Here is a 12,980-nt window from a genome sequence, read left to right as displayed (position 1 = left end):
TACTGCGAGATGATTGATTCAGCCCTTATCAGCAAGCCAGAAGGCTTTCCACTTCACTTCGTATTTTTTGTAAACCGTCAGCGGATGACGCTTCAAAACGCAGCACAATGACCGGTTGCGTGTTGGAACAGCGTACGAGTGCCCAACCGTCTTGAAACGGAATGCGAATGCCGTCAATATCAATGATACCCGGCGTATTCCGGTAGTGGTGTTTTATTTTTTCTACAACCGCCGCTTTTTTGTCATCATCGCAGTCCACCCGTATTTCGGGAGTGGCAAATGTTTTGGGCACATCCGAAAGCAGTTCGCTGAGCTTTTGATTGGTGCGGGAAAGGATTTCCAGCAATCTCACGGCGGCGTAAATGGCGTCATCATATCCGAAATAACGGTCGGCAAAGAACAAATGACCGCTCATTTCTCCCCCCAGCAGCGCCTTTTCTTCTTTCATCTTGGCTTTGATGAGTGAATGGCCGGCTTTCCACATGATTGGTTTTCCCGAATATTGCTTAATGCCGTCATACAACACCTGGGAGCATTTGACCTCACCAATGATGGTGGCTTGCGGATGCTCTTTTAAAATGTAACGGGCGAACAACAGCAGCAGTTTGTCCCCCCAGATGATTTCACCGGTATCGCTGATTACGCCGATGCGGTCGGCGTCTCCGTCGAAAGCTATTCCTAAATCAGCCTGTTCCCGGTCTACCAGCCGGATCAAGTCTCTTAAATTATCTTCAACGGTGGGATCTGGGAAATGATTGGGAAATCGGCCATCCGGATCACAATAGAGACAGGTGACATCACACCCCATCCTTTCCAGAACAGGCAAGGCAAACTTTCCTCCGACGCCGTTGCCGGCATCCAGAACGAGTTTCAGCTTTTTGGAAATCTTGACGTGATCAAAAAGATAGTTCTGGTAGGCATCGGTAATATCTTCGGACCGCGAAGTTCCATTGCCTGCAGAATAGCTTTGGGATTCCATTATTTTTCTTAATTCCTGAATTTCCAGGCCGTGTATGGAATCATATCCGATGCAGATTTTGAAGCCGTTAAACTCCGGAGGATTGTGGCTGCCGGTGATCATCACGCCGCCTTCCGCGTTGCAATGACGGATGGAGAAATAGAGCATGGGCGTGGCGCAAAGACCGATATCAATCGTGTCGATCCCTGAGGCATTCAGGCCTTGAATTAAATACCGGTGGTAATCATCGGAACTCAAACGGCAATCGCGTCCTATGGTCATCGTTTTAATTTTATTCTGAAGCGCGTAAGCGCCGATAGACCGTCCCAGGTTCACAATAAATTCCTCATTTAAATCTATGTCAACAATACCCCGGACATCATATTCACGAAAGACATGTGGATTCATATAATTCTCCTCAGATTAAAAATATTCAGCACAGGATCAAAGCCGCAAACCGTGCAATTTTCTATATAACTTAACAGAATATGTCAATTAAAGATGATTGCCGGAACCGCAGCTAACTTAATAGTTTCAGAATGTCCACGGCTTGCGCCAGCACGAGATTCGCCCCGGCCCTGATAAAATCGTCTTTTTGAAAATGTCCGGTCAGGACACCCGCACAAAGCGTTCCGGCATTCTGGCCGGTTTCGATATCCAGCGGATGATCGCCGATCATCATCGAAGTCCCGGCGCTGCTGCCCAGTTTGGACAGAGCGAGGTTCAGTTGTTCGGGGTGCGGCTTGACATGTTCTACATCATCACGACAAATGACGACCGGGCAATAAGATAAAATATCCGGAAATACGGTACGAACCGCTTTTGCGCAGTTTCTGGTGATGATGCCTGAGCGGATTGAATGTTCCCGGAGAACGCTCAGCAGTTCTTTTGTTCCATCGAATAATTCTCCTCGTTGGGCGGCATCCACTTCAATACCTTCAATGATCCGGAAGGCATTGCCGGTAAAAGATTCAGACTTCCGGTGCGAGTTTTTCCGCAATAACGCACCTGCCTCACCGATGATTTCCAGAACATGCCTGTGTTGCAGAATATGATGGTCAATGCCGTATAGGGTTACAAGTTCACCAACAGATCGGCGCATCAGATCAAAATCAATATTTAGTTTGGCCAGAGTGCCGTCAAAATCAAAGATAACCGTGTCAATTGCCGTATGATTGATGCGTAAATGGCTCATGCTCTCAGCGATGTCCCGATGCGTAATGAGGAGATAGGGATTTTCTAACAATACGTGAAGGAGATATGGGCGGCAGCATATTGCCGGAAATGGTTTTTAAAAAATTAGTGACGATATAAAAGGTGGCGCCCCAGAGGATGTCTTCATGCCCATTGCCGTCAGGGATCACCAGGCAGGGGAATTTCATGTTATAGCGGGGATCGGCGCTTCCGAGAGCGGATTCTACCTCCAATGTGGCATACGATGAACTCTGAAAAAAGTAACTCAGGGGGATTTCCAGCACTTTTTCAACCTCATCACTCAAATGATAATCGAAAGGTTCCTTCACCAGGCAAACCACGGGGAAAATAGTCCGGGAAAAGTATGCCAGCGAATAAGAGGGAAGGGCGCCCAGAAACTCCACGTTGAGCGGGCTCAGACCGATTTCTTCCCAGGCTTCCCGAAGCGCGTTCATGAGAAAGAGCCGGACGAGAGAGGCTGTTTGTTCGTCTTTCTTCTGAAGCTCATGCAGCATCCGGTTATCGATTGTACGGACGACGCCCGTTTTTAAAAGAATGTGGCTCAGCATTTCATCGGTTGAGCTCTCCAGCATACCGCCCGGACAACTGATGTCACCTGCCTGAGCAACAGTTTCCGAACGTTTAATCAACTGAAAACCATATTCTGAATTATCATAGCGCAGCAGCACGACAACGCCCGCTTCCAGGTGATTGCCCCCCGCGGAATTGGACTGGACAATCGAGAGGTGTTTTTCCCGATAGTCAAGTGACTCTTTTTCCAATTGAGAAAAAACGTGACGAGGGAATTCGTCTTTTTGTCTAAGCAATTTTATGTCCATTACAATCCATTAAAAAATCATTTTAATATTTCTGAAATGGTTTCATTATACCAGCGGCTGTAGGGAAACAAGTTAATAAAACCGCAGTGCCCCCCAAAGGGCTGCCGGGATATTGTCAGAAAATGGTTGTCACTGAGGGATTGATAATCATCCAGAGGGATGACCGGATCATCCGTTGCGATGATTATTCTGACCGGTATGTTGAGATTCTGAAATGACTGGTTGCTCAATGTGTATAACCTGAAATAATCACGATATGAAGGGAACTGCGGAAAATACACCATAATGTCATCGGTTAGCTCCAGACATGTTTCAGCGCGCAGCATTTGGGTAAAGTTATATTTTTGCGGAAAAAGCTGTTGCTTCTTTTTTAACGAACGCCTCCACTTTTTCATAAAGTATCGACGATAGAAGGGAAGACCGTTATCGATAGCCAGTGTTGTTTTATAAGGGTCCAGAGGGGGGCTGACGGCGAAGACATGTTTTAAATTTTCAATGGGTGTTTGAGAATGTTTCATCGCGATGCGAAGAGAGAAGTTTGCGCCCAGAGAAAAGCCCATCAGGTAGACGGGTAAACCCTGTGAATGTTTTGCAAGAGTGTCGACGGCATCAAACGTTTCCTGGAGCAGAGCGCCGTGGAAAAGACCTTCATTGAGATGATGCGAGTCGCCGTGATCTCTTAAATTCAGACGGCAAACGGAGAAGCCCTTGTTAAAAAAGTATGACCCGGTGGCCAGGACATAGGCTGAAGATGAAGAACCTTCCCAGCCATGCAGAATAATGAATAGTCCTTTAGAACGGGGATGACGCGAATAATAAGCCAGCAATTTCGATCCTTCCGTCGTGTCGATAATCAATTCCCGGGAATGATCCAAAAGGGGACGATGGGGAGGAATCAGCAAGCTCGCCGAAGCCAGAATTGACTGAAGATGCCCGTTTTTCAGGAAAGATCTGGGCAGAAAAGTTGCATTATAATTATTGGATATGGGAGTCATGTGATTCTTTGTGAAAAGCTCCGCTAAGCGTTTGTTTGTTGTTAAATAAATACAGCTTATCCTATATTCTGCAATGAATAAAATGTCAAACGGTCAAGTTAAAGACAATCATCGGCTCACAGCCTGTATCCTGAGGCGCCTCCCTATCCGGTAAATGACAAAAAACCGCTATTTCTAGCGGTTTTTTGTACTGTTCAGGAACTGCTGAATTGTGAAATGGTGGCGGTGCCCTGATTTGAACAGGGGACACTACGGATATGAGCCGTATGCTCTGACCAGCTGAGCTACACCGCCTCTGATCAATTTGTCTGGCTTTCAGGCGATATTGGCAAGCATGTGCTTACGAAGTCGCCCGGACGCTATATCTAAGAGTAGAGCGTTTGTCAATAACTATTGAGGCATCGCCAATTCATAAACAACGATGACACTTCGTTCACTGAGCGTCCCTCCGACGGATTGGACCAGGGCCAGGACAATGGAAGGTTTACCGTTGTTGTTGATATCTTTGAAACAGTAGTCGGCGACATAGCCATTAATTTTTTTTGTACGCCAGTTTTCCATCATTCCGAGGCCATCCCACTCCAGATTGTATATTTCACTGGATGTGAAAAGTTTCAAGTTTTTAAAAATTCGGCCTGAAGACGACAGGTTTTTAACAATAATCAGTTCCTTCCTGCCGTCTTTGTTGGTATCGAACGACAGAATACGCAAATTGGCAAATGCGTTATCTTTCTGAACGGACTCGCTGCTGGTGGATCTATCCTTGTCAAAGTTGGAGATATAGTTATTGCTGCCGCCATAAACATCATCGCTTCTCCAGATCAATTCTTCGGGAGTAAAACCAAAAGTTAAAAGCCGGCTCAACGATTTATTGGTTGGTGTAATAACTAATAAGTAGTCCAGTTCATCCAGGGCAATAATTTTTTCACTGGTCCCCGAACCAATTGTATCCATTGTCAAACCATAAATGGATAAGCCCTGAGGTATTTTCATTCTATCGCCGGCATCATAGGTCCCGTTCTTCCATACCATTTCATAAATCGGCGTATCAAAGATCTTCTCTCCCGTGCCAAAAGTCTGTCCCAGAAGGATCGGAATGCCCGACGGGGTATCGATCATACGCATAAAATACTCGATGCCTGAAGCAATCATCTTATAGTCGCCGTCCTGGTATTGCAGGACGAAAGAATTGAGTGTTTTCTCCATTAAGGATGTGACAATAATTTCCGGAGTGCCGTCCTTGTTGATGTCTGCTATATCCACGGATATGTAATTATGGTACGATTTTCCCTTTATTTGCTTGAGTAATTTTAAATTATCCTTGGTCTTCTGGTATATATACACATTGTGGCTGTCAATAACGACGACTTCGTTCAATCCGTCGCGGTTGACGTCGCCTACGTCCATCCCTTTAAATTCCGTTTTGAACTGCTGACTCATCCAGAAGCCTCGCCGGTTGATGGGATCGGCTGTGTTGATGTATTCCGGATTGATCATGGAGGTCAGGGTGCCCTTTTTGCTGCCAGCCTTCATTCCCGCAATGATTTGCGCTTCACGCGATGCTCCGGGAACGGGAGGTCGAACCGCCGCGGGTGCGACGGATGGCGCCGGCTCCGCCTGGGGTGTTGTTCCAAGAATGTGCTGGACGATCCGTTGTGAAAAATTATTGATTTTCGGAATGACTTCATCAAGGGTTTGTGATTGGGAGAAAATGCCGACATCCGATTTTCCGCCCGTAATATCGATAAGTTTTCCGTCAATACTGATACTGCTGCCGATTTTTGTAATACTGCCCCAGACGACATAATCGGCTTTTAATTGCTGGCCGATTTTTTGAACATCGGCAGGTTTCAGTTCCTTTGCTCCTGTTTTGCTCACGATATTCTGAACAACGTCTTTGCTTGTCACTTCAATTTTATCAGGAACTGCGATCCGGCTTGTCAGCATGTCGCCGATTCCCTGACGGACATATTCAATGTTTTCTGCACTGTGCAGTGAAAACGGCAAAACCGTTACTGTATATTTATCCTTGGCCCAGACTGTTGCAACAACCAACAGGAGAGCTGCCAGACACAGAATAACCGAAATAGTTTTTTTCATATTGATCTCCCCGTTTCAGCTTGTTATTATTGAAACAAGCCTGCTTCTAGCATTTAAAAAATGATAATTCAAGGCTGTTTTTATTCCTTAACAATTACAGAGGAAGGACGTAAAAAATGATGGAGAAAAAGTGACAGATACTGCCGGCGAGGACAAACAGATGCCAGATCGCGTGATTGAAAGGCAGCTTTTCCCAGGCATAAAAAATGACACCCAGAGAATAGGATAGTCCGCCTGCCAAAAGCAGAATAATGCCTCCCGGCGGAAGCGAATCAATCAACGGCTTAATGACAAAAATGATAATCCAGCCCATGAGGAGATAGGCGGCTGTAGAGATGATTTTAAAGCGATGCACAAAGAATATTTTGAAAAGCACACCGGCAACTGCCATCAACCAGATCGCGGCGAACATCGACCATCCCAGAACGCCACGCAGTGTAACCATCAGGAAAGGGGTGTAAGTGCCGGCTATTAAAAGATAGATACAGGAATGATCAATGATTTTAAGGATGTTTTTTGCCTGCGGCTTCCGGATGCTGTGATATAAAGTGGATGCCGAATATAACAAAATCAGCGTAACGCCGAAAATCGTAAAACTCACGACGTGGCTGGCGGTGCCGTGAATACTGGAATAAACAATCAGCAAAATCAAAGCGGCAACGCTTAACAAAGCGCCGGCGCCATGGGTAATGCTGTTCAATAATTCTTCTAAATAATGATATGAAGCATCCTGAGCGGCAACCATAACATTTACCTCTTTCTGTAATCGTAGAGTATGCGGGCCGGTCCTGTTTGTCAATCAATTCCTCAAGACAAGATCAGGCGGACTCGCCGGAACCGGCCGTTTCCCTTTTTTAATCGGTTTGGGCCATTCAATTCGCTCATTATACTGATCGCTTTCTCATTCAAGAGGGAGATCACTGATTTCCTCCCGATTTGATTATTTTCTCAAGGCGAGTGTCGATAACCATCGCTCATGCCTGACTATTTGAATAATATCCAATAAGCGATTGTTTCTTTAAATCCCGGCATTTGCCCGTTTGTTACATACAGAAACCATCTTTCCACGGTGATCCATTATAAGATATTGACAGACTTTTTCCCTTTAATGTATATATTACGAAATAAGTTGATTCTATAAACCAATCCACTGGCTATCACGGAGAAGTGAAATCTCATTATCACACTTATTTCAACGAAATGACGTGTAATGCAGACGGTGGATATTAATGAATGGATTTTATGTCAGGAGACTATTAAAAATGAAAAAAGCAAAGTTAACCTATCAAGGCGTAACTCATGAAATGGAAGTTGTAGAGGGCACGGAAGGGGAGAAGGGCGTTGACATCTCCAGGCTGCGTCAGGAAACCGGTTTGATTACACTGGATCTCGGCTATCAAAACACGGGGTCCTGCATGTCTTCCATCACATTTATCGACGGCGACAAGGGTATCTTGAGATATCGCGGCATCCCTATCGAGGAACTTGCCGAAAAGGCCAGTTTTTCCGAAGTGGCCTATCTGCTGATTTACGGCGATCTTCCCGATCAGTCTCAGCAGCAGCTTTTTTCTCAGCACCTGACACAGAATTCGATGATTCATGAAGAGATGCTGAGATTCTTTGACGGGTTTCCGCCGACCGCCCATCCCATGGCGATTCTGGCAACAATGGTCAACTCCATGTCCGTTTATTATACGGATTACTTTACGGAAGATTTTCAGGCGGACACCTTCGATCTGATGGCTGCGTCCCTGATCTCCAGAATCCGCACAATTGCCGCCTATTCCTACAAACACAGTATCGGCCACCCGCATGTTTATCCAAAACGCGATTTGAAATATGCGGCGAATTTTCTTTACATGATGTTCGACTCTCCGGTGAATCCTTATACGCCGGACCCGGATGTTGAAAAAGCGCTTTCCACATTATTGATTCTGCATGCCGATCATGAACAGAATTGCTCCACATCCGCTGTAAGGCTGGTCGGCAGCAGCATGTCCAACCTTTACGCCTCAATCTGCGCGGGGATCTGCGCGCTCTGGGGTCCATTGCACGGTGGCGCAAATCAAAAAGTCATCGAGATGCTGGAAAACATCAAGAAAGACAATGTGACCATCCAGCAATGCATCGACTCGGCCAAGAGTAAAGACAGTAAGTTCAGGCTTTTCGGTTTTGGACATCGTGTTTACAAGAATTATGATCCGCGCGCCAAGATTCTGAAACAGTATTGTGAAAAGATTTTTAAAAAATATAACTATGATGATCCCCTTGTCGACATCGCCATGGAGCTAGAAGAAGCGGTTTTGAAGGACGACTTTTTTATCGAGCGGAAACTCTATCCCAACGTGGATTTTTACAGCGGTATTCTCTACCGGATGATCGGTATTCCGACGAATATGTTCACCGTCATGTTTGCCATCGGGAGATTGCCGGGTATGATCGCGCAGTGGAAGGAGATGCACGATTCCATTCCGTTAAAACTCGGCCGTCCGAGACAAATCTACACCGGAAGTAATTTAAGGCATTATGTTCCGATGGAAGAACGCTAGAACGGGATACTCATCTTTCGAAATATAACTTTTTTCTTGACTTTTATCAGTCATTTGCCTATACACGCGGCATATGAGGTGTTTCAAGGTATGTTAAAACAATATTTATTTACCCAGGCAGTCAGCTTTTACTTTTACTTTTTTAGCTTTAGCGGCTTCAAGGTCTGCCTGAAAGTATCATGACCGATCGCAAAAGGGAATGAACCGTGGGCAGATGAGAATTTGCCCACGGTTTTTTTTTGCCGGGAAAAGGTGATGAAAAATAAAGGGGGAATGAAAAAAATGAAGAGATGGATCAGAATATTGCTGGCAATTTCAGTTTTTGTGTTAATGACCGTTGGCACCGCTGCCGCCGACAAAAAACCGATCAAGGTCGGTGCGGCAATCAACCTGACCGGTCCGGCGTCAAGCTGGGGGAAATTTCATGAAAAAGGCCAGCGCGACTATTTCCGTTATGTCAATGAAACAAAGGGCGGCGTTGCCGGCCAGAAAATCGAAATGATTACCATTGACACTGCTTATAAAGTGCCGGAAGCTCAGGCGGCCGTTCGCAAATTTGTCATGCAGGATAAAGTGGATATGATCGCCACCTGGGGTGCAGGCGAGGGACTTGCCGCAAAACCCATCATTCAGGAGTACAAAGTACCGACGATTAACTATTCGACCAGCTGGGAAATTCTCGAAAAACCGGTTCATTATATGTATCTGCCCTTCGGGAGCTACAAACTGGACTGTCATGCCGTTCTGGAATACATCAAGGCCATTCATAAAGGCAAGGAAGCCCCCAAGGTCGGCCTGTTAACCTACAACAATGCTTATGGACGTTCGATTCATGCTCCCAGCAGGGAATATGCGAAGCAGTTGGGAATTCGTCTGGTTGCTATTGAAGAATTTCCGCCGCGTACGGTTGATCTCAATACGGAACTTTTGCGTCTGCAGAAAGCCGGCGCGGAGTACATTTTCATTCAGATGCTGCCTTCGGCCATCATTACCGCTTTTAAGAGTGCCGATCGTATCAAATACAATCCTGTCTTTCTCGGAACCTGGACATCCACCGATCCGGACTTCTTCAAAATGGGCAAGGGTCTGATCCGCGACCGTCTGGTGATGCAGTTTCCGGGCGGTTTGCCATCGGATAAATCCAAGGGAATGGACATTATGAGAGATCTGTGGAAACGATACAAAACAGTGGATTCGTTTGATGCGGCTTACTGGGAAGGCGTCGTAGTCGGGATGATAATGGAGAGAGCCTTCATCCGCGCCAGCGAAAAGTCCAAAGTCATCAACCCGGCCACGATCAATGCCGCACTGGAATCCATGAAGAAAGAGGATTTTGGCGGCCTGGTCCCGGCGGTGTCATTTAGCAAAGACAATCATGAGGCGTCATTTACCGCGCGCATGGTGAAAGTAAAAGAAGACGGAACTTATACACCCCTGACGAATTTTTATATTCCCGGGAAAGATAAGATTAAACTGATCAATAAATAATGAAATTAAACCCGGGGGGCCGGATGATCCGGCATCCCCGGGGTATTTGAGCGCAGTGTTTTTGTCTGCACAGAGGGATTCATGAAAGCATTCCGCAGCCGGCCTTCCATCATGATCAACCGGCCCCAAGAAGACAAAAAAGCCGAATTGGAGATCCGGAACTTACGTTTAAGTTTTGGCGGTGTTGTGGCGGTTAAAGATGTGGATCTGACTGTCCATACCGGCGAACTGATGGCGGTCATAGGGCCTAACGGCGCAGGCAAAACCAGTCTGCTCAATTGCGTTACCGGATTCTATCATCCGCAGCAGGGGCAGATTATTTTCAACGGCCAGGACATTACGCATCTGCATACGCACCAGCTGGTCGGCGTCGGTATCGGCAGAACTTTCCAAAACATCGAGTTGTTTCCCGGCATGACCGTCCTGGCCAATATGACGTTGGCGCGTCATATCCATTGCCATTACAGTTTTTTACGCTCATGCCTTTTTTCACCGCAAGTCCGGAGAGAAGAAATAAGGCATCGTCAGATTCTGGAAGAGATAATTGATTTTCTCGAAATGCAATCCATTCGCAAACAAACCGTTGGTTCTCTGCCTTACGGCATGATGAAAAGAGTAGAACTGGGCAGGGCACTGGCTCTCGAACCCCGTTTGCTGATTCTGGATGAACCTTTCGCGGGCATGAATCTGGAAGAAAAAGAGGACATGGTCAGATTTCTGCTGGAACTAAACGGCAGATGGGGACTCACGATGATTCTCGTTGAACATGATATGTCCATCGTCATGAGTATTTCCCAGCGGATCATGGTTTTGAATTTCGGTGAAAAACTGGGCGAAGGCAATCCGGAAGAAATCAGCGCCAATCCCGAAGTGATAAAAGCGTATCTGGGAGATGCGCAGGCACTAGAATGATAAGGGCTTGAAGAGTTGGATAAGGACAAATCAAATAGCCGCAATTTGCGGAATTTAACACTGCCGCAGCTGCTGGCTCAAAATGCCGCTCATTACGGTGACGCGAAAACGGCGATCCGTGAAAAGGCTTACGGTATCTGGCAAAGATATACCTGGAATGATTACTTCAACTACGTCAAGAAAACCGCCGCGGGTTTTGCCGCCCTGAACATGAAACGGGGCGAAAATCTCTGCATGATTGTCAACAATGCCCCCGAATGGCTGTTTACCGAACTGGCTACGCATGCTCTGGGTGCGACCTCCCTCAATTTATTCACGTCATCCATTGCCGATGAACTGGCTTTTTCCATCGGGCGCATTCATTCTCCTCTGGTGGTGGTACAGGATCAGGAGCAGGTCGATAAACTTATCGAAGTAAAAGATAAACTGCCTAACGTGCAAAAAGTTGTTTATATTGATCCCACCGGCATGACGGCTTATGAAAATGATCCCTGGCTGATCAGCTATGCCGGTCTGCTGGAGATCGGTGAAAAATTCATGGCCGGTCATCCGGGTTATGTTGAAGAGGAAATCGGCAAAGGACGGGCGCAGGATATTGCGGTGATGATCCAGACATCGGGCACCACCGGTGTCCCGAAAATGGCCATGCTGTCCCACCGCAATCTGACAACGATGGCGACGCAGTGGGTGGAAGCCACGAACATTCAACCGGAAGAAAACTGGATCTCCATGTCGCCGCCGGCGTGGATCGTCGATCAGATGTGGGGGATGGGCGTGGCCCTCGGCACTGCGATGACCATGAACTTTCCGGAGACGGCTGAAACGGTGCTGGACGATTTCAGAGACATTGGCCCTTCCATGCTCATAACGTCTTCGCGGTTCTGGGAGGATATGGCCTCTCGCATCCGCGTCAAGATATCGGATGCCAGTTGGATTAAAAGAAAGCTGTTTTATTTTGGGGAAAGCGTCGGTCGATCGGTTGTTGAAAAAAAATTACACAAGCAAAATATTTCCTGGACATCGAAACTCCTGTATCGCTTTCTAACGGTGGCTGTTTATAATCCTTTGCTCGACCGCCTGGGCTGTTCGCATTTTCACAGCGCCTTCACCGGCGGCCATCCGATCAGCCCGGACGTGATTGGCTTTTTTCGCGCAATCGGCCTGAATTTAAAACAGTGCTATGGCCTCACGGAATCCGGCGGTATTTTTCAGATTCAGCCCGATGACGAAGTCAAACTGGAAACCGTCGGTAGGCCCCTGCCGCTCACGGAAGTGAAACTGGCCGATGATCAGGAAGTGCTGGTGAAATCGGAAGCCAATTTTTCCGGCTATTATAACGATTACAAATCAACGGAAGAAGCGTTTGAAAACGGTTGGCTCAAAACCGGTGACGCGGGTTACATTGATGAAGACGGCCACTTGTTGATTATCGGCAGAAAAGAAGACATCATCCGCAATAAAAGCGGTGAGGCTTTCTCTCCGGATTTTATAGAAACCCGTCTCAAGTTCAGTCCTTATATCAAGGAAGCGGTCACCTTCGGCGAAGCAAGACCCTATATTTCCGCCATGATCAACATCGATCTGGGCAATGTCGGCAACTGGGCGGAAGAAAGGATGATCCCGTATACGACGTATATGGATTTATCGCAGCAAAAGGCCGTGGAAGAGCTGATTTTAAAGGAAGTCCGACAGGTGAATGAACAGTTGCCCGACGTGATGAAAATCAAAAAGTTCGTTTTGCTTTATAAACTACTGGACGCAGACGATGATGAACTGACACGCACCGGAAAGGTGCGCCGGCGTTTCGTCTATGGACTGTATATCAAGATTATCGAGGCCATGTACGGCGGAATAAAGAATGTTCCGGTGACGGGGAAAATCCGGTATCGGGACGGACGGATCGGCGAAATCGAAACGACGATCAACATTATCGGCGTGGATTAAG

The 12,980-nt window shown here is 46.8% G+C and carries 10 protein-coding genes and 1 tRNA gene; 4 read left to right on the top strand and 7 right to left on the bottom strand.

Annotated elements, in window-relative coordinates; translation table 11 throughout:
- Positions 1-28 precede the first annotated feature (28 nt).
- The 7 genes from CVU71_02785 to CVU71_02755 all read right to left on the bottom strand — a co-directional run bounded on the left by CVU71_02785 (position 29) and on the right by CVU71_02755 (position 6,831).
- Entirely contained in the window at positions 29-1,366 is a 1,338-nt protein-coding gene (locus CVU71_02785) for a phosphomannomutase (protein ID PKN20727.1), read from the bottom strand.
- A gap of 112 nt (positions 1,367-1,478) precedes the next feature.
- The gene (locus CVU71_02780; GenBank protein PKN20726.1) at positions 1,479-2,153 is read right to left on the bottom strand and encodes a hypothetical protein; all 675 of its coding nucleotides are present in this window, start codon (positions 2,151-2,153) and stop codon (positions 1,479-1,481) included.
- A 4-nt stretch (positions 2,154-2,157) separates the two neighbouring features.
- Positions 2,158-2,991: a hypothetical protein gene (locus CVU71_02775; GenBank protein ID PKN20725.1), complete on the bottom strand. Its 834-nt coding sequence runs from the start codon at positions 2,989-2,991 to the stop codon at positions 2,158-2,160.
- A gap of 17 nt (positions 2,992-3,008) precedes the next feature.
- Complete coding sequence (locus CVU71_02770) at positions 3,009-3,986, bottom strand: hydrolase (protein PKN20724.1); 978 nt, start codon at positions 3,984-3,986, stop codon at positions 3,009-3,011.
- A gap of 217 nt (positions 3,987-4,203) precedes the next feature.
- A tRNA-Met gene (locus CVU71_02765) sits at positions 4,204-4,280 on the bottom strand.
- 96 nt (positions 4,281-4,376) lie between these two features.
- A complete protein-coding gene (locus tag CVU71_02760; protein ID PKN20723.1) occupies positions 4,377-6,086 on the bottom strand; it encodes a hypothetical protein in 1,710 nt (569 codons plus the stop codon).
- Between the two features lie 94 nt (positions 6,087-6,180).
- Positions 6,181-6,831 (bottom strand): hemolysin D, encoded by a 651-nt coding sequence (locus CVU71_02755; GenBank protein ID PKN20722.1) that lies wholly within the window; start codon positions 6,829-6,831, stop codon positions 6,181-6,183.
- Positions 6,832-7,348: 517 nt separating this feature from the next.
- Between CVU71_02755 and gltA the strand changes: the two genes are divergently transcribed.
- The 4 genes from gltA (at position 7,349) to CVU71_02735 (ending at position 12,979) form a co-directional block, all read left to right on the top strand.
- The gene (gene gltA, locus CVU71_02750; GenBank protein PKN20721.1) at positions 7,349-8,635 is read left to right on the top strand and encodes a citrate (Si)-synthase; all 1,287 of its coding nucleotides are present in this window, start codon (positions 7,349-7,351) and stop codon (positions 8,633-8,635) included.
- A gap of 255 nt (positions 8,636-8,890) precedes the next feature.
- Entirely contained in the window at positions 8,891-10,123 is a 1,233-nt protein-coding gene (locus CVU71_02745) for a hypothetical protein (protein ID PKN20720.1), read from the top strand.
- A gap of 81 nt (positions 10,124-10,204) precedes the next feature.
- Positions 10,205-11,035 carry an ABC transporter ATP-binding protein gene (locus tag CVU71_02740; protein PKN20719.1) on the top strand — a complete coding sequence of 277 codons (831 nt, stop codon included), beginning with the start codon at positions 10,205-10,207 and terminating at the stop codon, positions 11,033-11,035.
- Between the two features lie 15 nt (positions 11,036-11,050).
- Positions 11,051-12,979 (top strand): long-chain fatty acid--CoA ligase, encoded by a 1,929-nt coding sequence (locus CVU71_02735; protein ID PKN20718.1) that lies wholly within the window; start codon positions 11,051-11,053, stop codon positions 12,977-12,979.
- Position 12,980 lies beyond the last annotated feature (1 nt).

The sequence above is a fragment of the Deltaproteobacteria bacterium HGW-Deltaproteobacteria-6 genome, assembly GCA_002840435.1.
Classification (GTDB): domain Bacteria; phylum Desulfobacterota; class Syntrophia; order Syntrophales; family Smithellaceae; genus UBA8904.
Note: the sequence above shows the minus strand (reverse complement) of the source record. Positions and strands in the feature narration are given on the sequence as shown.

Coding starts and splice junctions, on each gene's coding strand:
- CVU71_02785 (PKN20727.1), bottom strand. CDS start 1,366: ATGAATCCACATGTCTTTCGTGAATATGATGTCCGGGGTATTGTTGAC.
- CVU71_02780 (PKN20726.1), bottom strand. CDS start 2,153: ATGAGCCATTTACGCATCAATCATACGGCAATTGACACGGTTATCTTT.
- CVU71_02775 (PKN20725.1), bottom strand. CDS start 2,991: ATGGACATAAAATTGCTTAGACAAAAAGACGAATTCCCTCGTCACGTT.
- CVU71_02770 (PKN20724.1), bottom strand. CDS start 3,986: ATGACTCCCATATCCAATAATTATAATGCAACTTTTCTGCCCAGATCT.
- CVU71_02760 (PKN20723.1), bottom strand. CDS start 6,086: ATGAAAAAAACTATTTCGGTTATTCTGTGTCTGGCAGCTCTCCTGTTG.
- CVU71_02755 (PKN20722.1), bottom strand. CDS start 6,831: ATGGTTGCCGCTCAGGATGCTTCATATCATTATTTAGAAGAATTATTG.
- gltA (PKN20721.1), top strand. CDS start 7,349: ATGAAAAAAGCAAAGTTAACCTATCAAGGCGTAACTCATGAAATGGAA.
- CVU71_02745 (PKN20720.1), top strand. CDS start 8,891: ATGAAAAATAAAGGGGGAATGAAAAAAATGAAGAGATGGATCAGAATA.
- CVU71_02740 (PKN20719.1), top strand. CDS start 10,205: ATGAAAGCATTCCGCAGCCGGCCTTCCATCATGATCAACCGGCCCCAA.